Origin of the sequence: Rhizosphaericola mali (genome assembly GCF_004337365.2) — a bacterium.
GTDB lineage: Bacteria > Bacteroidota > Bacteroidia > Chitinophagales > Chitinophagaceae > Rhizosphaericola > Rhizosphaericola mali.
The window spans coordinates 3,865,901-3,892,169 of the sequence record NZ_CP044016.1; the positions used below are offsets into that span (position 1 = coordinate 3,865,901).

General features: G+C 34.4%; 19 protein-coding genes. 3 read left to right on the top strand and 16 right to left on the bottom strand.

What is annotated here, in order from left to right:
• Positions 1–946 precede the first annotated feature (946 nt).
• From E0W69_RS16515 to E0W69_RS16525, 3 genes are read right to left on the bottom strand one after another with little or no spacing between them, the layout of a single operon-like run.
• A complete protein-coding gene (locus E0W69_RS16515) occupies positions 947–1,324 on the bottom strand; it encodes an RDD family protein (protein ID WP_131331140.1) in 378 nt (125 codons plus the stop codon).
• An 8-nt stretch (positions 1,325–1,332) separates the two neighbouring features.
• Positions 1,333–6,492, bottom strand: coding sequence for a putative type IX secretion system sortase PorU2 (gene porU2 / locus E0W69_RS16520; protein ID WP_131331141.1), 5,160 nt, complete (start codon positions 6,490–6,492; stop codon positions 1,333–1,335).
• A gap of 26 nt (positions 6,493–6,518) precedes the next feature.
• On the bottom strand, positions 6,519–7,631 hold the full coding sequence (locus E0W69_RS16525; RefSeq protein ID WP_131331142.1) for a putative type IX sorting system protein PorV2: 1,113 nt from the start codon (positions 7,629–7,631) through the stop codon (positions 6,519–6,521).
• Between the two features lie 146 nt (positions 7,632–7,777).
• On the opposite strand from E0W69_RS16525, the gene tyrS reads away from it, so the two are divergent.
• The gene (gene tyrS / locus E0W69_RS16530; RefSeq protein WP_131331143.1) at positions 7,778–9,055 is read left to right on the top strand and encodes a tyrosine--tRNA ligase; all 1,278 of its coding nucleotides are present in this window, start codon (positions 7,778–7,780) and stop codon (positions 9,053–9,055) included.
• A 113-nt stretch (positions 9,056–9,168) separates the two neighbouring features.
• On the opposite strand, the gene corA is transcribed toward tyrS, so the two are convergent.
• The 13 genes from corA to tsaE all read right to left on the bottom strand — a co-directional run bounded on the left by corA (position 9,169) and on the right by tsaE (position 25,056).
• Entirely contained in the window at positions 9,169–10,158 is a 990-nt protein-coding gene (corA, locus tag E0W69_RS16535) for a magnesium/cobalt transporter CorA (RefSeq protein WP_131331144.1), read from the bottom strand.
• An 8-nt stretch (positions 10,159–10,166) separates the two neighbouring features.
• Positions 10,167–12,398 (bottom strand): helix-turn-helix domain-containing protein, encoded by a 2,232-nt coding sequence (locus E0W69_RS16540; protein WP_131331145.1) that lies wholly within the window; start codon positions 12,396–12,398, stop codon positions 10,167–10,169.
• Positions 12,399–12,493: 95 nt separating this feature from the next.
• Positions 12,494–13,285: a glycerophosphodiester phosphodiesterase family protein gene (locus E0W69_RS16545; RefSeq protein WP_131331146.1), complete on the bottom strand. Its 792-nt coding sequence runs from the start codon at positions 13,283–13,285 to the stop codon at positions 12,494–12,496.
• 252 nt (positions 13,286–13,537) lie between these two features.
• The gene (locus tag E0W69_RS16550; protein WP_131331147.1) at positions 13,538–14,392 is read right to left on the bottom strand and encodes an outer membrane beta-barrel protein; all 855 of its coding nucleotides are present in this window, start codon (positions 14,390–14,392) and stop codon (positions 13,538–13,540) included.
• 10 nt (positions 14,393–14,402) lie between these two features.
• On the bottom strand, positions 14,403–15,428 hold the full coding sequence (locus tag E0W69_RS16555) for an anti-sigma factor (protein WP_131331148.1): 1,026 nt from the start codon (positions 15,426–15,428) through the stop codon (positions 14,403–14,405).
• 14 nt (positions 15,429–15,442) lie between these two features.
• Positions 15,443–15,928 (bottom strand): RNA polymerase sigma factor, encoded by a 486-nt coding sequence (locus E0W69_RS16560; RefSeq protein WP_131331149.1) that lies wholly within the window; start codon positions 15,926–15,928, stop codon positions 15,443–15,445.
• 97 nt (positions 15,929–16,025) lie between these two features.
• The gene (locus E0W69_RS16565) at positions 16,026–16,625 is read right to left on the bottom strand and encodes a Crp/Fnr family transcriptional regulator (RefSeq protein WP_131331150.1); all 600 of its coding nucleotides are present in this window, start codon (positions 16,623–16,625) and stop codon (positions 16,026–16,028) included.
• Between the two features lie 44 nt (positions 16,626–16,669).
• Positions 16,670–17,101, bottom strand: a complete 432-nt coding sequence (locus E0W69_RS16570) for a WG repeat-containing protein (RefSeq protein ID WP_131331151.1) — start codon at positions 17,099–17,101, stop codon at positions 16,670–16,672.
• Between the two features lies 1 nt (position 17,102).
• Entirely contained in the window at positions 17,103–19,367 is a 2,265-nt protein-coding gene (locus E0W69_RS20645; protein WP_225321298.1) for a MerR family transcriptional regulator, read from the bottom strand.
• 45 nt (positions 19,368–19,412) lie between these two features.
• Positions 19,413–21,314, bottom strand: a complete 1,902-nt coding sequence (locus E0W69_RS16580; protein WP_131331152.1) for a DUF3857 domain-containing protein — start codon at positions 21,312–21,314, stop codon at positions 19,413–19,415.
• A gap of 3 nt (positions 21,315–21,317) precedes the next feature.
• The gene (locus tag E0W69_RS16585) at positions 21,318–23,342 is read right to left on the bottom strand and encodes a transglutaminase domain-containing protein (RefSeq protein WP_131331153.1); all 2,025 of its coding nucleotides are present in this window, start codon (positions 23,340–23,342) and stop codon (positions 21,318–21,320) included.
• Positions 23,343–23,399: 57 nt separating this feature from the next.
• A complete protein-coding gene (locus E0W69_RS16590) occupies positions 23,400–24,614 on the bottom strand; it encodes an alanine dehydrogenase (RefSeq protein WP_131331154.1) in 1,215 nt (404 codons plus the stop codon).
• 7 nt (positions 24,615–24,621) lie between these two features.
• The gene (gene tsaE, locus E0W69_RS16595) at positions 24,622–25,056 is read right to left on the bottom strand and encodes a tRNA (adenosine(37)-N6)-threonylcarbamoyltransferase complex ATPase subunit type 1 TsaE (RefSeq protein ID WP_131331155.1); all 435 of its coding nucleotides are present in this window, start codon (positions 25,054–25,056) and stop codon (positions 24,622–24,624) included.
• Between the two features lie 96 nt (positions 25,057–25,152).
• On the opposite strand from tsaE, the gene E0W69_RS16600 reads away from it, so the two are divergent.
• Positions 25,153–25,458, top strand: a complete 306-nt coding sequence (locus E0W69_RS16600; protein ID WP_131331156.1) for a hypothetical protein — start codon at positions 25,153–25,155, stop codon at positions 25,456–25,458.
• 59 nt (positions 25,459–25,517) lie between these two features.
• Positions 25,518–26,249, top strand: a complete 732-nt coding sequence (locus E0W69_RS16605; RefSeq protein ID WP_131331157.1) for a type III pantothenate kinase — start codon at positions 25,518–25,520, stop codon at positions 26,247–26,249.
• Positions 26,250–26,269: the final 20 nt, after the last annotated feature.

Sequence of the window (26,269 nt, forward strand, 5' to 3'; positions counted from 1 at the left end):
TCCGACATTATCGCTACCATCCTTCAACGCTGACGGGGATGGAAAAATAGGCCAAATGCACAAACAAATTGTACTCGTTATAAAACAAACAGATAACACTTTTATAGTTGTGGAATCTTGAAATAATTTTTTTTTAACAAGTATATAAAATACTAAAGGAAATGAATAAACTGAAAAGCAGTAGATATAAACAAATATAGAAGAAAATTGATATATTGGAGTGTCCGGTGCAATCGTAGCAATGATGGTACTTATCGGAGAAATCCCCCCCCAAAAAAGAAATAGAGGAAGAATACTTAGCCCAATAAAATTGAGTATATATAATTGATTAAGATGTAATATCTTTTTATTTTTGAAGCAATCATATACTAATACTAACCAGTAGGAAAAAACAATTATTTCATTGTATTGTCTAGAATAAACTAAAGCTAGTCCACTTAATAATAATCCATAATATTTGTTTTTTAGAATACAATTAATAAATATTAAAACAAATAAAACACTAAATAAATCATTATAGATAACTATTGCATTACTTAGTATATATGGATTCAATATAAAGAGAATAGATCCAATTATGAAAAATAGACGATCATAACCAAGGCGACTTAATATTCTTATCCACAACCAACAAGAAGACATATATAGTATCAATGTAAATAATCGCAGTCTCGGTAAGGACAAACCAAATAATTTGGCCCATATTGCATAAGATATATACGGTAATGGAGGATTAAACTCCCTATAATATTTCAGTGTATGTAAATCGGGATGATAGTAAAACTCAAGTATAGTTTTATTATAAAAATTCTCGTCTAAATAAATTGGAAACGTTAATCCATGCGTAATTAGCAATAAAATAGTAACAACAATAAGGACAAAAGTAGATAGTATCCCAACAAGTGTATTTATTGGAATATTGTTCAATTTAGTAATTATACACCATTCATTTTTCAATAATATAAGTATTACTTAAAATATCGTGCAACGTTCTATCTGTGAATGGAATAAACATAAAATCTATTGGGATAAGGCGGACTAAACTTCTAATTAAAATTTGACCAAAAGAAGCTGCCCCTCCATCCTTCTTTACAATAATAGTATAGGTCATTTTTTTACCTAAAGATTTACCAAAAATACCTTCCCCTAAAACATAATATACCACAAGAACGGCAGAAAATATTTTCCAAAACGCAAATCCACGGAAATGCCAGAATGAAACATAAAAGGTATTAACCTTATTGATAATATACGTTAATATTAAAATTATAGTTGTATCTACTAAAAAATTTAATACTCTCGTACCTACGCCAACTACTTTCATAAGGCAAATTAACGCATTAAATACATCTTTCCGTAACCTTTGTTAAAAAATTGTCCAGTATTGACACTATTTCCATTTGTATCGGTTACATTAAACTTATCCAATTTTTTTCCATCAAGATTTGTAATCACGCGATAAATATAAACACCATTGGCCAATTTCTGCCCATATTGATCCGTTCCATCCCATTTATATTCTGTAATATTTCGCCCTATCTTTAAAGGTCCTAGTTCGGCTTTCGTAATTTCTTTCACAATTTTACCCGTAATTGTTAATATCTCGATACGTATATTTTGAGGAACTACACTACCTGTCAATGTAAATACAAAAGCAGTTGACGTAGTAAAAGGATTCGGATAATTAAACATATCTGAAATCATAGGTTTATTATACACCTGAAAACTAATGGAATATTGAGATACGCTAGTAGAAGATGTAGTGCTTTTGCCCTGTACTATCAATTCATAAGTGCCATCTTGCGTTAAATAAGGAGCAAAATTAGCTAACGCAGCATTATCACTAGAATCCTTTGCACCAGTAAATAAAAGAGTGTCTGTGCCATATTTAATACGTTTCAACGTACCATCTGGATATTTTAATTGTAAGGTCAATAAGGCGGTATCAGTTAATAGTTGATATTTAGATTCACTCGTAAGCTTAGCTATAATTTTCGGGGCTGAAGCAACAATATCATTATTTAAAATATGTACACCATCGAAAGTAATATCCAAAGATACATCTCCATCATCCCCAGAAACATATAGTGGTTGAGAAAGGAAATTATTCGCATGTGTTTGTTCAATTGGATTATTATCTGGATTAACGTCGAGATATTGTGTATTACTTCCTGTATAAATATTCGTTGATAAATTATTTGACGTTGTATCAGTACCCGGCACTCTTACATGAACTAGTGTCGTATCACCACTAACCAATGGTTTAAGTTTAGATAAAGAAAATAAATGCGCAACATTGCTTTTGTCTGTTAACGTATAATTTACTTTAAGGCTATCATCAAATGGCACATCTCCAATATTTTTGAAAGCAATATCCATACTATAATCAGCCCCTTTGGTTAAAGAATCACTTGTTGCTTTGTAATACACATTAGCAGCCAATGCTCCTTCAGGAACTGCATCATATAAAAGTCTCCAGTATTTCAACTGGTATGGAGTATAGTTGATGCTATCAGCATTTCGCATATAAAATTTTATATATGGATATGTTGCAGCGTCAATATCAGAGATATCCACTGATTTTTGCGATGAATTAATTGTCCGCAGTGTAGTCTCAGCACCTGCAGTAGTTACTCCGATTATGTCTACTGTTGCCTTATCTCCAGATATCGTTTCTTGCGAATACCCATCCCAAAGCATAGTATACCATTTTCGTGAAGGCCCAAAATTCGGAGATGTTATATAACCAAGAGAGTCAGATTCATTGAAAATTGTGGATGTTTGAATTTTGTCATCCGTCCCTTCTGAAAACTGTATAACGGGGGTATAAGTAGCATCGTTCTTTTTATATGAAAAAGACCATGCTTTAACTGCATTATAATCATCAATAGTTGAAAAACCCATCTGCACTAAACGCGAATACATACTATTACTACCATCCGCTTTCCACTCTGCAGCTTTGGGCATATCTGACCAATAGGGAAAATAACAGTTTCTTACTGCCACAAATGCACCATTAGGAATCCAATCCATAAAATCGCGAATCTTATTTCTTTGATCTTCTGTTGATGTCTCAAATTCAAATGTTTGTTGGGGTATACAATAAGCTTTATCCACACATGGGACGTAAGACCCCATAAACGAAGTCGTATAACTAGAAGGAGCAGTCGTTGAGGGTGTTGAGCTATTATAATATGGTTTCATTGTATTCGGTTCCAATACTACAAATGCAAGAGAGTTACCTCCACAATAATATTCTGATACCATTGTACCATTCAGGCTTACTGCAAAATCACTTCCCTGCTGTCCACTTTTTTGTAATATAGCATTTTGCATCTCTACAATCGCTTGAATGTTATCATAATTCCAAACTCTGCTTGCACTATCTAAACTTATTCGATCACCTTCTGAATCGAATTGCTGATATAAATGAGATTGATTAAAACCTGCATTCGTCGCCTTGGCCAAATATAAAAAGCTACTAACATTCCAATGATAATCACCACTAGTGGGTATAGGCGATACTCTCCAATAATATACGAGGCTATCAGAAAAAGTAATTCCTGGATCAAATTCCAATGCCCCACCAAAAGAAGTTAATGTTTTGCGTACTTTTAAATTCGAGTTAAATAAGGCGGTAGTATCAATTTCCATTGCATATTGGGTAGTTGCTGCAATTGGATTGGCTGTAGACGCTATCAATTTTATATTTTGCTTATTAACGATAGAATATTTATAAGGATAAATTGGAGTCAAACCAACTTCGTAGATATACACGCTTTTAGTTAATGTATTATTCAACTTACTTAGTTCATCATATCGATTATTTGGATCGAGCGTAAATACTATACTATTTGTTCCTTTATCGGATGCACCAGATATAGGTACATCCAGTTCTATGGAATCTTTGTACTTAATAGAAGCAATATTTTTGCTATATAAAATATCCGTAGTTCCTCCTGGGTGAGTTCGTTTTATTTGCACTAATAAAGAATCTCCAGTTGCTCTACCAAGATTATATAAATATGCCTTCACATGAAACTTACTTTGAGAAATATCAATATAGGATGGCGTAACCGTAACGGATGCATCTTCGATTGCAAAATCTGGTTTTGAAAATGAATTAACACTTATATAAGGATCTCCTAATAGCAAATTTCCCTCAGCTTGTGCATTGGTAGCTAACGTATCATTATTCGGATAATAAGAAGGTGCTACAGTAGTTTCATTTGCTGCATCTATTTGACTATAAGATATTGGTTTGCCGTAATTTGTCCTACCTAGTGACTGGTAAAAAGGTAGGCTATAGTTTTGTAAAAACGTCGTAACGCCCAGATAACTTTGTGCTACAAATGCAATTGCACCTGCATTTGGTGTCAAAATAAAATCTTCAGGAATAGTTGAAAAAGTTGTTAATCGACTTGCGTCATATGTATAATATCCTGCTACATCACATCCATTGATATACATCACTGGATATTTTCCGGCATTACTATAATTAGATGCATGGTCTAGGTTGTAGTCTAATGTTGTACTAGAAGCATGTCCCCAATAATTCATTAAGCTAAATCCATTTGTAAATAAATTTCGTAATTGTACATCATTCAAAGCTGCACTAGTCTCATTTGTATATTTATTAAAATTATAAACAGTACCGCCCATTAATGTATCTGTTAAAATACTAGAATAAGAATTTAAATACCCAACAAATTGACTAGACTCATTAGCATCACTACCGCCAGCAATGTGTACTATATTTTTCATCCATGCTTTATTATCAATTGTCTGACTTTGGCTTTGTTGATCGGCTTCATACTCTTTGATTTTTGAAAGATAAGTAGAAACCTCATCTGTCGAAATTGCACTTATACGACCGATGGGCGTCGCTGCTGCGGGTAAATAATTATCCGATGCCAACAAAACATCCGAGGCGGGGTATCCAAATGTCGGAATAATAGCAAGCTGATTAATCCCTGTCGAACTTTGATTATAGTAAAATTGATCATAAGTAAGACCATGACCAATTAAAAAACAGTATTCAGGTTTTGTTGAAAATTTATTGCGTGCATATTTTAAAAAATTTTTTATCGCTAACGGATGCATTCGTATTCCCCATGCAAACTCATCTTCTAATTGACTAATATCATATATCTGCGCATTAAAACTGCCACCTGCACTAGAGTTCCTATATTGTTGATATTGTGCGACAGGATCGGAACCCGTACGTAATATGCTATTAGAAATTATTAAATAATTACCTTGAGTTGTAGATGGGTTTGTATAAGTTCTAGAACTTATATTCGTTATTGACGTTTCGATACCAGCATCCACATTTTCGATCCCAAATGTTCTATCCAACGTACTTGCATCTACATAAAACCCCCATACAGAAGTGCTACCATTAATTCTTACGCCGATATATCTTTTTCCATTTGTAAAATCATATAATTCAGGATTACTTGATTGGAAATTAAAATTTGTAATTTGTATATATTGGGATTGATTGCTGGCAGTAAGATTGAATGTCATCAAGTTACTCCCTGGAAAATTGAAAGTTCTTGGATATTTCATTTCAATTTTACTAAGAACAACGCGATCATCAGTACTAGCTGGTGAATTATTGGGTTGTACAACTAATTTTGGAGAAGACGTAAAGGTGTTCAAATTCGTTATCGAAGTCACTAGATTTCCTATATTAAATCCATTTACGACTTGTGAGTTTATTGTCGTTCCATTAATAAGCAAATTAACCGTTCTATTCGTTCCCAAAACGGAAGATCCTGCTAATGCGACAGTTAATACAGGCGTCGGACCAGAAGTATACCAATTCAAAGAGGTAACATCAGGCAAATCAAAAGAAGATCCCGTTCCATTAGAGTTTATATTATAAGAAACCCATCCTTCTCCATCATCATAAGTAGAAGAATATACATATTGCCCATAAGAAGAAGCTCTCCCTGCATTAATTTGGCTTCGCTGATAAGAACCCCAAGTCGTCATATAATAGGGTACTGGAGTTGCTCCTGAAGGAATTGTATTAGTACTTGTCTGGAAGTGTAAATTTTCTGTAGTATCTGTATTTACAGTTAAAAAATAAGCTGAGCTGTCCGTTTCTAAACTATAATAATTGCTCATTTGCGATGCCTTATTTTTGTATAGTGCTGTATCTAGTGTACCATCATTTCGATTTCCATAAAATTTAATGAAATTTGTGCCTGTAATAGGATTACTTCCGTCAGTTTGTACATACAAGGCCACAACTTTACCATTATGCCAAAGTTGAAATTGATTAGCAGGAGTTGAACTTAATCCTAAATTGGAAAGCAAGTCTGCGGTAATCTTATACATTCCATCATTCAAAATCTTGAACTTATAATATGTCTTACTATAGTCAATCCATTCGTTATTATAGGTCTGGGCATAACTTTTGCCAACTATAGAAAATAGTAGTAACAAAAAAGCGGAGCGTAGTATATATCTAAATAACTTCATTATTTCAATATTTTCAAAGGAGAGGGCTAATAATCTTTTTTCCTATTTAGAAAGAATTTAATTGAAAACACATGGGTGTATAAAGGACTTGATTGATTGGCAAGATTTACAAATGCATAATCAATCGTTGCATTGCCTATTCTAAAACCTGCACCCAAACTAGGCTGATAAATCCATGTTTTTTGAAGATTCAAAGTATCACCATCTTTGAGTGCTCTTTGAAAATTGGCGATACCTGCACGTATAAATACGCGATCTGAAATATTTGCCTCTAATCCCAAATGCGGATCGATACTGATTGGTTTGCCACTGATCAACGTATTTCTTTGTCCATCAAAAGTGAAATTCATACTTGCTTCTGTCGACAAATGAAATTTTTCACTAAATTCAAAATTATAGGCACCACCGATCAAAAGGGATGGAGCTGTAGACTCTGTTGATTTTATGGGAATATCATTATCCGTTAAATATAATTGTTGTTTTTCCGCATCGGTAAAGTGAAATTTCCACGCATTATAAGTTGTAGTGATATCTTTTGCCATGATACCGACACTCCACTTGTGTGCTCTAATCATCAAACCCGCATCCAAACCAGCACCCCACGCATTGGCAAAAGTTCCGACTTTTCTGTATATGATTTTTGCATTGCCTCCAAAGGATATTTGCAAATCATCATCATTACGAATGAATTGCGAATAGGAAAGTAAAAATGCATAATCCGCAGATGAAAAAGAGGTGATATTATTATAATTCAAACTTCCATCTGGATTTACCAAAAACAATGTATTGGGAATATCATCTACCCCAAAACGCAACATCGTCAACCCCAATGTTCTTTGTCCATTAGACACAGGAAAGGCTCCTGCTAAATAGTCATATTTACCAATTCCTGAAAAATACTCCGCATGTTGTGCCGCAAAAGACGGCGATTCATTGACATACGCTAAACCTGCAGGATTCCAATATCCTGCAGTAGCGTCTGTTGCAGAAGCAACTTGCGCACCGCCCATACCTAACGCTCTTGCACCTGCACCAATATTTAAAAATTCATTCGAATAGGTTCTAAATTGAGCCTTGACATTACTTAAAACGCCAAAATATCCCAATGCCATAAAAGCAAGAGACTTAATATAATTCATATGATATAATTACTCCTTAAAACGCAATTAGTCGTATAATATTGTTAATAAAATGTTCAGAAAAAGCGAACAAAATTAGACATTATTTTGCGTTTCTATGGATTACTAAATATGAAAAACTATTTTTGCCAAAATTTTGGAATAAAATGAATTTGATTGAGGAGCTTCGTTGGAGAGGCATGTTACAAGATATTATTCCTGGTACGGAAGAGCAATTATTGAAAGAATCTACCGCTGGATATATCGGATTTGATCCCACTGCGGATAGTTTGCATATTGGAAGCTTAGTTCCCATTATATTGTTGTGTCATTTACAAAAAGCAGGACACAAACCTTATGTTTTGATTGGAGGAGCGACGGGAATGATTGGTGACCCAACTGGCAAAAGTGCTGAACGCAATTTGTTAGACGAAGCGACTTTGGCAAAAAATATCGCTGGTGTAAAAAAACAATTGACACAGTTCTTGGATTTTGATGCGTCTAAATCTAATGGAGCCGTTTTGGTTAATAATTATGATTGGTTCAAAACCATTTCTTTTATTGACTTTTTGCGTGACACAGGTAAATCCATCACCGTTAATTACATGATGTCCAAAGACAGTGTAAAAAAACGTATTGAAAGTGATAATGGTATTAGCTATACAGAATTTGCCTACCAATTAATGCAAGGACATGATTTTTATGAATTATACACAAAAAATAATGTCAAATTACAAATGGGCGGTAGCGACCAATGGGGAAATATCACCACAGGAGCTGAATTAATCCGTAGAAAAGCTGGCGGTGAAGCATTTGCTTTTACTTGCCCATTATTGAAAAAAGCAGATGGTGGGAAATTTGGAAAAACAGAAGGTGGTAATGTTTGGTTAGATGCAGAAAGAACAACACCTTTCCAATTTTACCAATTTTGGATAAATGCGTCTGATGATGATGCAAAAAAATGGATCAAAATTTTTACTTTTTTGAGTAAAGAAACGATCGAGCAATTAACCATTGAACACGATACAAATCCTGCAGCACGTCTTTTGCAAAAATCTTTGGCAAAAGAATTGACCATTTTCGTTCATGGAGAAGAGGCATATAATGAAGCTATTATCACAACCGAAAAATTATTTTCCGCGCAAAATGCTTCTGTAGATACGCTTTCTGTTGAAGATTTGGAAAATATGAATGGCATTGTCAAAATTGATTTTCCAAAAGCAAATTTGAATGGCGATTTAGATATTGTAAGCTTCTTAGCGGATACCAAAATCTTATCAAGTAAAGGCGAAGCACGCAAAATGGTACAAAATGGCGGAGTCAGCATCAATAGAGAAAAAGTAGCTGATATAGCAGCGAAAATGAATAGCTTTACACTTTTACATGATCAATATTTACTCATTCAAAAAGGCAAGAAAAATCACTTTTTGTTGAAAGCAGTTTAGATAATGATGAATTAGAAATTATAAATGATTAAATAATCATTATATAAAAAGTGGAGTATAGAAATGTGATTCTTTACTCCACTTTTTATTAAACGCTTCATTCACAATTCTATTCATATCCATTTTTTCTTTCTAAAATACACCAGCATCAGCAAGAAAACAATAAACAAAATAGTAAGAATTACCCAAAAACTATTGTAGTCGTGCAAGAATGGTATATGATCAAAATTCATCCCAAAAATACCACCAATCACCGTTGCGGGCGCGAGCAAACAAGTCACAATAGCCATAACATTCATGGATTCGTTCATTTTTAGACTTGACTTATTGAGATATAGATCATGCAGATTGCTCATGCTGTCGTGGTAACTTTCCATAATATCCTGCGCCTGCAATATATGATCATACACATCTTTAAAATAGCGTTCTGTTTTCTTGTCAATCAGCGGATTATTGGTCTTAAGAAAATTATTGACCAACTCGCGTACCGGCAATATATTTCTTCTCAAAAGCATCAAATCTTTACGTAAGCGTGTCACTTCTTTTATGGAAAAATTAAAATCTTTGCTCAATACCAAAGCATCTTCTTCTGTCTCTATGCGATCGCCAAAATCGTCTATAATATCCTGATAATCATCAACAATCGCATCTAATAATGCATAACAAAGAAAGTCTGCACCTTTTAATCGGATTCGACTTTTATCTGCTCTAATTTCTTTACGTATACTTTCAAATGCATCAAAATTAGGTTCTTCTTGAAACGTAATAATAAAGCCAGGTCCCAATACAATGCTGACTTGTTCCTTATTAACGGAATTGTCCTGTTGATCAATACGCAACATATTGAGCAAGCAAAAAATAATGTTGTCTTGTTCGTCAATTTTTGGACGTTGACCTTTGCTCAAAATATCTAATTCCAACAGATAATGAATATTGTAATGTAGGCAAAGCGCATGCACCACATCTTTATCCAATTTGGATACATTGATCCAAGTGACATTGGCATTGTCTCTAAATGGAAAACATTCATTGATTTCTGTTGGTACATATTCGTGTACTTCCGTTTCATTATAATCGAGAATGTTGATATTTTGTATTTGCATAGATTATATTAAGTGGTGGAGGCTTGCTTTTGAGAAGTAAACCAAGAACGAACGGCTTTTATTTGCATATAGGAAAATTCATTTTCAAATGCGTCAAAGATTTCTTTGAGAGGCGTTGCGGATGTATGATTTTCCAAATACTTAATAATTCTTTTTTGATCTGTTTTTTTTACAAATCTATCTAAATCAACTTCGCCCGAAGGTATAAATTGCAAGATATGCGTTTCGATCGTACTGGTGGAGAGATTGCGTTCCGTAGCTATTTCCTCAATGGATTTTCCATCTTGAAACATAGCAAATGTAACCATTCGAGTCTCTCCTACTTCTCGCTTTTTCACTACAGGAATGCTTTGACTTTCAACAACTTCTTTTTGTTGTTCTGTCAATTTCAAAATCAATTCTTCTACAGGAACATTATTAGCCAAACCATCTACCAAAGATTGCGATTGCAAAATCTGACGTTTTTTCTTTTCAAATATTTGAAACATCAAATGCAATTCTTTAACAAATTTGGTTGCTTTTTTTTCTGCTTTTACCAAATCAATTATTTGCTGAAAAGGCACGATTACATTGGTTTCCAAATGTGGTAAAAACCATTGAATCGCTGCATTCATTCTTTCATGTAAATGCTCATATTGTGCAGCATCGCTTTTATCCAAAATGATTTGCAATTGACGAGAAAACGTATTGGCAACTTCTAATTGCTTTTTTATAGCTTCATGTATCGGACGACATTTTAAAGCAATTCGATCGCGTTCTTTTACTTTTTTCGTTGCCAAATCTTCTAAGAAATCTACAAATTTGTCCAACAATTTATTCCAATCAAACGTGCGAATCAGTAATTGCCCTACATATTCTTTTTGTTCGTCCAAAAGCATTGCATCCAAAGAGGCGTCCGCATTCTTTTCTATAAATTGCAAAACATTCGTATCCGAAAAAATATTTCCATCCGAAATACGCGAGCGCAAAACCAAACCTTGAATGCTACGCAATCGGCTGAGCGCCACATACACTTGACCAGCGGCAAACGAACGTCCGGCATCAACAATCGCCCGATCAAAGGTCAAACCTTGACTTTTGTGAATCGTCACAGCCCAAGCCAATCGTATCGGAAATTGTTCAAATGTTCCTAATTCTTCTTCTTCAATTTTATCTTTTACATCGTCATATTTGTATCGAATATTGCTCCATTTTTCTCGACTGAGCAACAACACATCTTCTTCACCTTTGAATTTTATTTTGATAGTATCGGTGTCTATTTCGGCGATCGTTCCGATTTTTCCATTGTAATATTTGCGTAGCTCACCTTTGTCATTTTTGATAAACATAATCTGCGCACCTAATTTCAATTCCAACGTCTTTTCTGCTGGAAATACTTTTTCGGGAAAATCACGACTCACCATAGCATTAAATCGAAATATTTTCCCTGGCAATTCTGCTAATTCCTGTTGGTTGATCTGATCTGCAATCACATTATGCGAGGCGATGGTGATAAATTCTTCGGACTTATTTGGTTCAAAATCAGGCTGATAATAAGAATTGAGATATTCTATATCCGAATATTCACATTTATTATTCCGCACCTTATTGAGCAAATCAATAAATCGATCATCTTTTTGACGATAGATTTTTTTCAACTCAATAAATATGGGATTGGTCTCTTGAATACTACGTGCTGAAAAGAAAAATGGACTAGCATATAATTCACTCAATTGCGCCATTTCCTCATTTTTTACAACTGGCGGCAACTGAAATAAATCGCCAATATACAACATCTGCACCCCTCCAAAAGGCGTATATGGTTGTCGACGGATGGCACGTAAAATATCATCAATCGCATCCAAAAGATCGGCGCGTACCATGGAAATCTCATCAATAATGATCAATTCCAATTCACGTATGAGATCCAATTTACTTCGATTAAAACGCAATTTAGACATCAATCTATTTTTATTATAGATCATGCTGTCCTCTGGATTGCCCCATTCGGATGGCGCATTGGGTACATACATTCCAAATGGCAATTGGAAAAAAGAATGAATCGTGACGCCGCCGGCATTGATCGCAGCGACTCCTGTGGGCGCAATCACGACCATATTTTTAAAGCAACTTTCCTTGATAAATTTTAGAAAAGTCGTCTTTCCCGTACCGGCTTTTCCGGTAAGAAATACATCTTTATTGGTCTGATTGATAAAACTTGCGGCGCGTGCAAAATCTTCATTTTTTTCCAAAGAAATCATGGCGGCAAGTTACCAAATTTGTAGAAAGGGTTTGGGAAAAAGAAAGCGTGCAACTTGATTAAGTTGCACGCTTTCTATAAAATATTGAAATAGAATTATTTGTATAAAAGTTGGAATAATAATTCTGGTTCGTTCGTAGTAATATATTTGAATTGATGGTCTATGAAATATTGTAAATCTTTCTGCTCATTAACCGTCCAAGCATTCAAGTCCAAACCAAGTTTTTTGGATTCTGCGATCCATTCTGGATGTTTCTGATACACAGAAATATGATAATCTAGACCATTTATTTTGTCAGCTTTCAATTGCGCAGGAGCAATATCGCCTTCCAAATATTCAATATTTGCTTTCGCATCCAAACTACGAATTTTCTTCACTGCATCGTAATCAAAACTAATATACAGGATCCATTTTTGTGCATGTAGTTGATGTACAAGATCAACACATCTTTCGGTCAATTGAATTGTGCGTTCTTTCGAAATAATGGATTTTTTAACTTCTAAAACCAATTTGGTAGCCGTTTGATCCATTCCGGCAGCTAAATATTCTTGTAAAGTTGGTATCGTTTCGCCATTGGGAAGTTTTTTGGCAGCCAATTCGGCATAAGTGCTTTTTTCAATTATAAGACCTTGATATTCATCATCGTGACAGATAACCAAGGAATCATCTTTGGTCAAATGCACATCAAATTCCGAACCGATACAACCGATTTTAATCGCTTCTTTCAAGGAGGCAATAGAATTTTGTGGATTTTTGGCTTCTTTCCATGCTCCACGATGTGCCACAACGGGATTATAATTTTTCACATTGGAATTGGTTGTTTTTTTTACACTTTTACAACTCATCAAGGCAACGCCAATCGCGATGGCAAACATTAATTTTTTCATATCTAAAATTTTCCGTGGTAAATATATTGATTATCAATAAGAAACCATTTTGTCAGAAAATTCTTAACGCATTCGTAAAATGAAACATGAGACCCGACCTTACTTTCTCGCGCAAGCTTAAGTGAGGAATGAACGGAGCCAGTGTGTTTTTTGATGTCACACAAGCACCGCTTCGCTAATGCTTGCGCGAGAAAAGTGAACATCAAACCTCAAGCCATTAACCTTATAATTCATGCCACCAACCTTCTATCTCTACCAATTGGTAAATCTTATCCCAATAGAATAGGGACGTTGATCCATCACATTGTTTTGTAATTTGGTAATGCTATAGGTACCGAAAACATGAATTGGCCCTAGCCCCAATTCCGCCGTATATGCCAATCTCCAATCATTCAAATCAAATGAACCTCCTTGCTTCACTTTTCCGAATTCACTGCTTTTTTGTTTAGTATGTCCGCCAATTCTATAACCTCCGATAATCCCCGTACTGATACTGAATGCCCAAGGGTTTTCTGGATGTGGATCATAATTTAACATCAGCGGAATGGAGGCATAACTCACATACAATTTGTTCTTCTTAAAATCGGTGGTATCACGATAGATGTAATCAGGATTTTTATGATAAGTGATATTGTTTTCATATCTAAAATTGAACATTTCCAAGCCCAATCCATATTTCAAATTGAATTTGCCTTTGATCAAATTCATCTTTTGCATAAATACCCAAATATTCACATTAGAAGATTTCACCGTACGCAGACGCATATCGCTTTTGGTAAAATCTCCACCAGTTCCAGGCATCAAATAACTATTTGCAGCTGCCGAACCGTAGGGCGTTTTGTCATTATAATTGGCAAAACCTAAATCGAATATGAACCAATTGGTATTGATAAATTTCTTCTTTTTTGCGCCATTGACTTCCGAATTGGCAACAATCAGCGTGTCATAATGCGTATTAAATGCAGAATCCATCACCTCAGTAATCGTTACCGTCGCATTAAAAACTCGACGAACCGTGTCCGGTTTTGGGATTGAATCAACTTGTGCATTTGCATATATGCAAATAGTCAAACCAAGTGTTAACGAAGCTAATATTTTGAATTTCATACAATTACGATTATAAATGGTTAGTTTGGGTTGCTTTTTTATCCTCTTCCTTTTTGCCTTTGAAAAATTTCAAAATCTTTTTTGTGCTAATAGATGTATTGGCAACATAAACATCATCATCCGAATTAAAATCGGCCGCAAATATCATGCGTTTGGAAGATTTTGTGGTAGTGACATTATTTTTTTCTTGCAAATTGATCAACTCAATTTTTTGGGTGGACGCTATCACATTGGGAATGTCATTTTTCGTAGTTGGTGCGATATCTACTTTTGCCAAAACGAATTGTTCAGATTTTTTCCAATGATCATCATCCGAAATTTGATCTTGTGGATCTCCAATTGATTGTTTTTTTGCAGAAATAGATTTTTTCGGTTCTATGCTAGATTTTTTTTCAGGCTTGTTTGATGCCAATATTTGTTCCGTACTTTTTTGCACTTGATTCAATTTGGGCGTTAATTTGTCAGAATCTGATGCTACAGGATTTGTTTTTGTTTGATTTAGAATCGTTTTTTTAGGATTGGAATTAAGGACAATTTCGGATGGAATTTCCGTTTTTGTCCATTGAAAAATAGAAAAACAAACGAGCAACAACGCTGCGGCAATCGATGCAACTTTTATCCAAATAGGAATAATACGACCTTTTTCTTTACGTAATAATTCAGATTTATTGGGATAACTGATTGTCTCAAGCGGTAAAACTGTTTGCTGTAAGGCTTCCCAATTTTTCTTATCAGAAGCATTATTTTTCAAATGATTTTGCAAATCAATTTGCTCATTTTTCGCTAATTCATTATCCAAATGCAAAAGCATTTTTTCTTCCCAATTCGCGTTATCTGTGTTTCCTATCTTTAGTAAATTATCCCAATTTTGATCAAAATTTTCCACAGGCAAAACAGTTTCTTGTAATGCCAAAAATTCTTCTTCTATTTCGGGATGTGTTGCAACGAATTGGTCGACCAATTTTTTTTGATCATTATCTAATTCATTATCAACGTATAATAAAAACCAATCTAAGTAATTCTCTTTTGTAATCATTTTGCCCTCCTTTTTTACAAAACTTTATTCATTCCCACCAAATAATTGCGCATTGTCAATCTCGCTCGATGCAAGTACACTTTGACCTGGCTTGCCGACAATTGCGTAATCGCTCCGATCTCTTCATAAGAATAGCCTTCATAATCCTTGAGCATAACCAAACTTCTCTGTACTTCATTCAATTTTTGCATCGCATTATGAATCAATTCTTTCAACTGTCTATCCGGTTGCTGCACTATACGTGGGTCTTCCGAAAAATCCTCTTTCAATGAAATGCGATTATTTTTTCTATAAAAATCAATCATTTGATTATACGCAATGGTAAATAGATAGGATTTTGATTTCTCCGTATCTACTTTGTCCTTATTAATCCAAAGTTTTTCGAAGGCAGATTGTACGATATCTCGCGCATCCTCTTCGTGCCGTAGATTTTTTATTATAAACCGAAAAACATTCTCGGCGTATAAATGAACACAATTGTTATAATCATTTTCTGTCATGAAATTCAGTACAAGGTTAATTACTCGTTAAACGGACAACAAAAAGATTAGTTACAATTTTTTGGAAAAAAATATGCGATAATAAAAAAATTAAATTTTAAATGTTTATTCCGAAAGATTCGACATGGGACTTGAGTAATTCTTTCCGAATTCTACTCAAAGATTGCGGGCGAATGCCAATGTAAGAGGCGAGGTCTTTTAAGGGAATTTTTAATGCTAACTCTGGCTGTTCCTCAAATAAATCCAAGTATCGTTTGGTAGCACTATCAGCTAAAAGAGAAATTTCCCTTCTAACTTTTTTCACATATAACGCCTCTGATATTTTTCTACCAATACGATCTCCTAATTGTGTATTTTCATAGATCAAATTCATATCATCATAAGAGATACGCCATAAGGATAAATCTGTAACCGCCACTACATTATACAGGCATGGTAATCGAGTTAGATAAGAGTCATAGGCGGAAAAAAATGAATTTTCAAATATGATATTGAAAGTACTATCGTAATTGTCCATAGGAATACCATATTTCACAATACCACTTTCCAAAAAATGAATGTATTGCTCAACTTCTCCCTTTTTCAAGAGTATATGTTTTTTAGGAAATTGGACTTTAACTATTTTAGTTTGAAACAATTTCCAATCTGCGTCTATAGAATAGCCAAATTCTTCGAGATACTTTTTAATTTTTTCCATTACATGCTATTAAAAAATGTGACTTTCTTGATAGCAATGTAAAACTAATTCTTGGAACCCCAATTTACAGGTTGATTATTGGGATAGATGTAGTAAACTTTCGTTTCGTCAATGTAGTTGCCCGCTTTATCTATAAGCATTTTCTTATGATCCTTTACGACACGCGCTTTTCCATCTTTAAATGGTTGCACAAAATCGTAGTCCATAGGGATAACAAGTGTACCAATGCTATCAACGAATCCCCATTTGCCACCATTCACATTTTGAAATTGTACTACCGCACCTTTGTTTACTGCGGCCCTTCCATCAGAAAAATTTTCCGCCATGGTATATTGCGGTGTGACAATAATTTTGCCCGTAGAATCTTGAAAACCATACAAATGTGAAGCGGAATCTTGAAAAGGAACCAATTGAGCTTTCCCAACAAAAGAAAGCAGTATGAATATCAGTATGTATCCCAATCTTCGCTTTCTCATATTAGGAAATGTTTGTTTTTAACTCTAACAGAAAACCTTTGAAGTTGTTGAGCGCATGGATAATTTGCAAATTAACATCAGCTGTTTTTTTGTTTGTTTTCAGATATTTCTTTGCACCATCAATTGTGTATTTTTTATTTCTAAGCAAATAATATATGACTTGCAGATTCTTAATATCTTCTGGTCGAAAAAGGCGATCACCCTTTCTGTTTTTTCTGGGTTTTAAAATGTCAAATTCATTTTCCCAAAATCGCAATAAGGAATTATTCACTCTAAACCATTTTGCGACTTCACTGATCGGATAATATTGTTTGGAAAAAAGTATATCATCTTCTGGCACTTCGATTAGATCAACCTCTGCGTCAATTTCCTTAAATGATTTGCGTCCTCTTTTACCAGCTTTAAACACTTCTTTTTTTGGCGCAACAATCGTTTCCCCAAATAAATCCTTTGCAAGAGGAATATTCGAAGTCGTTTCCTTTTTTACCTTTTCATCCCAAAAATCTGGATAATCAAAGACCATTTCATCTGTAGAAATTTCTTCGTTTTCCTCTTTGAATTCAGGTAGATATTGCTCTTGAGGATTTTCATTTTCAGCAAATTCAGAAATTTCTGATGTCTCAGAAGTTACTACTTCGGATTCAGATGTTGGAGCAGCAGGTTCAACATATTTAGGTTCTGAATTCTCAGGTTCTTGAAACTCTTCATTATTCCCAAGCTCTACTTCTTCTGAAACGATTTCACTTCTCTCTGGTGTATTTGTATCTTCCTCTTGTACAATTTCTGTGTCCTTTTCTTCTTCTAAAATAGATTCCTCAATTTCAGATACATCATTTGATTCAAAGGTTGGTACAGGTTCTATATATTCTGGTTCTGAATTCTCAGCGTCTAAGATTGCCTCTTGGTTTTCTTCATTATTGCCAAACTCTGCTTCTTCCGAAACGGTTTCACTACTCTCTGGCGTATTTGTATCTTCCTCTTGTACAATTTCAGTATCCTTTTCTTCTTCTAAAATAGATTCCTCAATTTCAGATACATCATTCGATTCAAAGATTGGCGCGGGCTCTACATATTCAGGTTCTGAATTCTCAGCGAATAAAATTGGTTCTTGGAATTCTTCATTATTGTCAAATGCTGCTTCTTCCGAAACGGTTTCACTACTCTCTGGCGTATTTGTATCTTCCTCTTGTACAATTTCAGTATCCTTTTCTTCTTCTAAAATAGATTCCTCAATTTCAGATACATCATTCGATTCAAAGATTGGCGCGGGCTCTACATATTCAGGTTCTGAATTCTCAGCGAATAAAATTGGTTCTTGGAATTCTTCATTATTGTCAAATGCTGCTTCTTTCGAAACGGTTTCACTACTCTCTGGTGTATTTGTATCTTCCTCTTGTACAATTTCTGTGTCCTTTTCTTCTTCTAAAATAGATTCCTCAATTTCAGATACATTATTTGATTCAAAGGTTGGTACAGGTTCTATATATTCTGGTTCTGAATTCTCAGCGTCTAAGATTGCCTCTTGGTTTTCTTCATTATTGCCAAACGCTGCTTCTTCCGAAACAGTTTCACTACTCTCTGGTGTATTTATATCTTCCTCTTGTACAATTTCAGTATCCTTTTCTTCTTCTAAAATAGATTCCTCAATTTCAGATACATCATTCGATTCAAAGATTGGCGCGGGCTCTACATATTCAGGTTCTGAATCAGAGTTTAATAATTCCGCCGACATTTCATTTGTAGGAAAGCCCAAGTCACTATTTTTAGAAATCGAATCTTGTCCCAAACATTCTAATTCAGCTCTCTCTTCAGACAGGTAAATTGTAGGTTCTTCTATATAATCTTCTACATTCTCGTCTGCAGCAAAATTTTCAATTTCCACTTGTGCATCCGTATATATTTCCTCGTCAGGAATTACTTGTTCATCCCAAGGAAATTCATCTTCAGAATTCTCATCCAATTGTTGATATTCGTCCTCTGAAATAGAATAATTTTCAGTTGTTGCAAATACAATTTCTTCAGACGCAGCGGTATTAACGCCTTCTTCTTGTTCTACAATATCATTATTTATTTCTTCAGTTACTTCCTTATTGGGAGCGTCATTTTCTATAGCAGGAACATCGTCGGAAACGCTTTCTCCAAATAGAGAAACCTCAGGTCCAGCATCTTTTGCGGCCTGCTTTTTTGTCGTACTTTTCGCCCTTGCCTCTTCCTTTTTATCAGAAGGAGTTTCTTCAAAACCAAATAATGATAACTGTGAATCCATTGTGTAAAAATACAGATTCAGAATAAAAAAATCGAACTATTGTCGTTATTGTTTGACTAAAACAATCTTCTTTCGATCTGCTTCATATACTTTCTCAAAATATTGAATCATATCATTGTATTCTGTAGGGGCGAATTCGCCAGCATATCTCTCTTGTTTTCTTTTAAAAATAATCTTTCCATCTTTCACTTCTGACATTGCAGAATATCTACCAAATTTTGTCATAATAATGACTGGTTTCGGCAGTGCTTCAACTATATAACCAGAGGGGACGGAGATATTTACACTATCTATATCTTCAAAAGGGAAAGTGAATACTTCAGACGTTTTTCTTACTTCATATTTGGGTAATTTCTCTTGTGATAGATTAAAAAGATTAGGTACAATTACAATACGCTTTCCCATAACAGTGGCATAATTACTAGCGACTACATCTAAATCTTCCTCAATCTGTGGAATAGATTTCATATTTTCCACATATTTATGACTGGTCACTTCATATGTTGGCAGATCAAATAATCTATTCAGATATTTTTTCAAATCATCACTAGATCCTTCATGCAACATAGAAAAAATACTTTCCTGTTGTTGACCTGTATAATTGGTATGAATAGTTCCTTTTAAATTTCCATCTACATCCATTTGAATTGAAGCTTCTCTTATTTGCCCATTTTGCTTATACGTTAGTTTCGGCGTTTCAACAATTATACCGCCATTTGGTGTAATCATTAATGCCTTTCTATTTGCAGTAAAAGAACTTAAATAATTCATTGGAAGTGTTTGGCTCGTACATTCCAACCAAATACTATCTTTTTCTTGTGGTACACAGAGAATTACATGGTTAAAAAAATTACTAGAAAAAGAGGGCAATAAATAATCCGTATTTCGCTCTCCTGCCTTTATCAATACAGGATAAGAATTTATGCTAGCTTCTTTCAAAAGACTATACATATAATTAGATAAAGCCTTACAATCGCCATACTTATTTTTAGCCACGAAATTTGCATCAAATGGTTGCCAACCACCAATACCCAACTGTACACTTATATACCTATAGTTTTGTTGCAAATATTGATATAGTTTTCTAATCTTCTCTGTATTAGAAAGCCCATCTGTCAAACTATGCACTTCTGCTACTACATTAGGAGGTAATGTATTTCTTCCTTCATATAGTTGATAGGAAAATTGTCCAAAATCTTTCCATGTGGACATATCTCCAGTGTATTGATCAAAACTAAACTTGGAAGGAGATATGATCACTTTTGGTAAAATATTATGTATTCCGATCGGCGCAAATTTTTCAAACTCAATAGCTTTGAAATTTTGAATATTCCATACATAGGTTGTTGTTTTCCCCTTTATAGTTTGTGGTATGACTTGCGACATATTCAACGGTAAACAACGAAGATTATAATCATTAGGAACCTCTATTGATAACGCTCCTTTTTCCATTGACTCTCTGTAGTCATCAATTGGATCCCAATTAGGAATAAAAAATAAAGATTTTATAGTTGTTTCTACTTCATACTCTACAGTATAGGGATATTTTGAATAATAAAAATTAATTAATTTGAACCGCGTATCCATCATCAAATTTTCATCTCCACTTGTCGGCTTATCCGAAATATCTTTCTTTTTGAGGCTTTTAATTTTTTCTCCCTTTTCATCCCAAAGTGTCCCATTTATATCTTCAATTACATTTTTCTTATCGTAAGGCACAACTAAAATAGCTTGATCCGCTCCATTTTCATTAAGAATCGTGATAGCATATTTTTGTTTAATTACAGCTTCATTTGGGCTTTTAACTATAATTTTCATTTCATCCAAACGCTTCACCGCATCTGCATTTGTTTTCAATGAATCAATGATAAGAGAGGTATCATAAGGCTTTTGTGCTCGAATAATGCATAGACAAAAAAGACTTATAGTTAGAAAAAATAGCTTCATAGTTTAGTTTTTCTTCTTTTTTAAAACAATCGGTTCGCTTTCTTTTTTCACTACAAAACCATAAAAATCACGTAATGTATTATAGTCTTCTGGTGAGAATGTTGCTTTGTCAAGTCTTAAGGTGCATTTCAACTGTATAGCCTTTCCTTGAGTAGAAATTAAATATTCAAACATACCTTCATTTTCAAATAGTTTTACCCTTGCCGATTTGGGCATCTCATCTATTTCGTATCCTTCCGGAATAGTCATATTTAGATAATATACCTGATTCATTTTAGCCGTAAATTCTACTGGATAACTGCGTTCTGCAGTTTTAAATGGATTATCCTTTTCTCTATCAAACACTATTGGATTAAAATAATAAATATCCTCATCACCAATAGTTTGCTTATACTTGAAATTTAAAGAAAGTGGCATATCATAGTTCTTAATTGAATCCACAGTTGCTTCACTAAAATGAACACTGGGCGTATATCCATTTTCTATAGTTTCTAAATATTTTTTTTCACCGACACTCAGCACTTTATCTCTCTGATATTGAGATTCAAAATTACCATAATTTACGCTCACACCAATATCCAAAGAATCATTTCCAATCGGGTCAATATTGACAAATATTGATTTTTTTTCTGTGATGGAGTCTGGGGATAAATACACTAATTCTGGCAATTGTTCATTTATTGTTCTACTTGGTCCATTATAACAATAACTATTCAATTGGTTAAATCCAAGATGTTTATCACTTGCATCCAAAAAATATTTTTTCCCATTATAGTTGACACGACAAAGCACATAATTAAAACGATTCATAATTGGATAAATATCAAAGGGTCTGATATGATCTCTTGTGCCTAATATCACAGGATCTGCACTTATTCCTTTCCTACGCATTGCCGCTGTCAATAATATATTAATATCTGCAACGCTTCCTTTTTTTAACTTCCAAGTTTCTTTAATTGGCTGCGTTAACCAAATGGACCGTTTGTCCGTGGAATTCAAACTGTTCTGCACTAAACGAAAAACGGCTTTGACGGTTTCTATAGAATCGTTTGTAGGGATATCTTTTAAGTCATCGTCTAAAAACCTATTTGTAGATTGTAGTTGATGTCCAAAATCTTCATCCTTGTTTAAATCTACCGCCTCTTCTTGCCAACTATGCATATAATTTTTGATCGGCTGATCAGGCAATTTGAGCGAACTTAACTGAAAACTTATCTTTGATGTATAGTTTTCTAATGACGAAATATAGGGCTCATTTTTTAGTACTTTTACGTTTTGCATTCCCCATTTCCGCACTACGGTTTTACTATGAACATTGATTGAATGTGAGCTTTCATAGGATTGATTACCTGGAACTAAAATACTGTAGTTATTTTCTTTTTGTTTAAATGTATCCAAATCAAAATTGCGATATCCGTCTAAGCTCATTCTATAATCGAATATTGTTGGTAATTCTATTTCAAATTCAGACCAAACACGAGGATAACCACCTTGAAAATACCAAGGATCAATAGAACTAAAATAAGGGCTTTCCGTTTTATATTTATATTCTATAATGGAACCTTCTTTGATATTGGGAAATGTAAATTTTACATTCTCAAAATTGCCAGATTGTTCATGATAGATTTTGTCTTTTTCTACGGCACTTTTTTCTAGTTGACCATTATTAACATTATAGGAAACCGCTTGTAGTGATATCAATTTTTCTTTATCCCCAGATTTTGGTACATATAAAGGCACTATAACAGTTGCAATATCATAACCACTTTTCTTCATTATTCGAATACGTGCGATTCTTTCTGTTACAAGAGAGAAAAATCCCTGATTATTGCCTTGAAAATAAGTATTACCTCTATCAAATAAATAAACAGCTTCTGCGGAGGAATCCACCTCATATGCGGTTGGTTTAAAGTCTTCAACTTTTACATTCCCATAAGTAATCTCTGGTCCTGCAACTTTATTGCTCTGTGCAAATGAATGCGTCACAAATAGTATACTCATGCTTAATAGCACAAAATATTTAGTCATAGTAGTAATTTTGGTATAATATGTTTTTTAAAATTGAGTTTTAGGGTTCTAATTAATTTATCTCCTGCTAGCAATCAATAAATTCAAATCGGTATATTTTAAGTTAAATCTTTCGCTAATATAGAAATTAGTTAGGAAACCTTTGTATAAATAAACGCCGCTTCGCAAATTAATGTCTTGCCAGATCATCGATTCAAATCCGCCTTCATCTCCGATTTCAATCAACATAGGCATCAAGACATTACTCGTTGCTTGGCTTGCAGTACGAGCAAACCCACTGGTAATATTGGGAACGCAATAATGTACGACATCATGCTTGCGATACACAGGATTTTCTAATGTTGTTGGTACGCTCGTTTCAAAACAACCACCGCGATCAATACTGATATCGATAATGACACTTCCTGGACGCATACGAGCGACCATCTCTTCTGTAACGATAACAGGAGTCCGACCTTTTTCCGAACTTAAAGCGCCAACAGCAACTTCGCAAGTTTTTAATTGTTTGGCAAGTATATTCGGTTCGATTACGCTCGTCCACATACGCATCCCAAGATTATTTTGTAATCTTTTGAGACGGTAAATATTGTTGTCAAATACCTTTACCGAAGCGCCGAGCGCCATTGCCGTACGAGCGGCATATTCGCCCACAACACCCGCACCCAAAATAATTACTTTAGTTGGAGGAATACCGCTAATACCACCCAATAGGACACCTTTCCCATTATTTCCACAAGAAAGATATTCGCCTGCAATCAACATAGAAGCACTCCCAGCAATTTCGCTCATAGTACGCACGATAGGGTACGTGCCGCTATCATCTTTTAACCATTCAAATGCTATTGCTGTAACTTTCTTTTTGGCTAAAGATTCAACAATATTTTTATTTAATGACGCATGATGTATCGGAGAAAGTACGATTTGGTTAGGCTGTAAAAGAGGAACTTCCTCTTCGAATATAGGTGCACTTTTTATCAGTAATGGGCATTTATACACAGTTTCTTTGTCATACACAATTTGCGCACCAGCGTCACTAAAATCTTTGTCACTATATTGCGCACCTTCACCAGCTTTGGATTCAATGATTACATCATGTCCATTATTTACTAACACACTCACTGCCTCTGGTATCAAGGCCACACGATTTTCTTGAAATGCAGATTCTTTAGGTATACCAATGACTAATTTCGAACTTTTAGGTTTGATGTCGAGCATTTCTTCCTGTGTTTCAAAACTGACACCAAGATCTATAATAGGAATGGGCTTTGACATAATGTAATCATTTAAAAATTTGGTCTTTTCTAACTTCTAATATTCTTTTCCCATCCGTATGAACAGAAAAATATAGGTGAATGGTTATTTCTTTTTCTAATAATTCTGGCGCGATTTCTGGCCATTCTACGATACTCAATTTGGATGCGTAAATAGCATCTTCGACTCCTGCATTAACGGCGTCTTCTTCTCCCTTGAGTCTGTAAAGATCAATATGGCTAATCGTACCGATTATCGGACTGATATATTGGTTGATGATGGCAAACGTAGGACTACTTATATTATCTTCACATTGTAAAATATTTTTGCAAAGCATATTGGTAAATGTCGTCTTACCGACGCCCATGTCTCCGTGCATTGCCCATATTTTATAAGATTGAAATTCATTCCAGCATTGCCCCACCACTTGTTCTAACTCATCTAAATCATACAATACTTTCATTTTGCAAATATCCTTTCATTAAGACAATATTAGCAAAAGAATTTAAAAGAAATATGCATTCCCTAATTTTGACGTAAAATCTACAATTTGTTAATAATGGAAAATAAAAATGAAGTACCACTAACTAATATGCTCGTGTACGGTCAGGAGGGCGAAGAAATGGTTTTTCCAATGAAAACGAGCGATTTAAAAATTGGGGATTTAATACAAGTGGAAGCAGGAGAGCAAATACCAACAGACTTTAAAATATTGGTAGGCGAATTAGTCGTGGAAAAAGATGGAAAAGATCTTATTTTTCAAAAAGGCAATATCGCAGTGGCTCCGTTTTTAGTAAAAAAAGGTAAGGCAAAAGGTTATGTTTTCTCCGCAATGGAAGATGCCATTTATGCTAAAAAAGAGTAAAAATGTCCTTTTGCATAGATTATTTTGTTATTTAGCACCAAAAATTAGCTCCATTTAAGATGTCAGTTACCCTTTGTTTTGATTTTGGAAATACGCGTTTGAAATGCGCCATATTTCACGGCGATCAATTTGTAAAAGAAATTGTTTTGCCCGATACGACGCAAGAAACGCTTTTAAATCTGATACGTACAGAAAATGCGGATCAATCAGTGCTATCATCCGTCATCCATCATGATGAAAGCATTGAAATCTTATTAAAGGAGCATACGCATTTTCATAAAATATCTTCTGAAAGCAAAAAGAATATTGGTACACCTTTTCCCAAAACAACTTCTGTCGGAGCGGATCGTTGGGCATTATTGTCTGGAGCGTTAAATATATTTCCACATCAGCATAATTTGATTATTGGTTTGGGCTCTTGTATCACATACAATTTTTTGGATTGTTTTGATCAATTTTTAGGAGGTGCGATTTCTCCTGGTTTACAGATGCGCTTCAAGGCGATGAACGATCATACAGCACTTTTGCCCTTAGTCACACCTGAATGGAATTTTCCATTGGTGGGTTATGATACCAAAACCAATTTGTTGAGCGGCGTGATTCTAGGCATGAGCAAAGAAATCGATGGCATGATCGATGCTTACAAAGAAAAATATGATCAGTTAAATGTATTGTTAACAGGCGGCGATATGGTATTTTTTACACCACATCTTAAAAATCAAGTTTTGGCAGACGCTCAATTGACCTACAAGGGAATTTATTCTATCGGAAAATTAAACGGTCTTGTGTAAAACGTATAAATTTGCGCTTT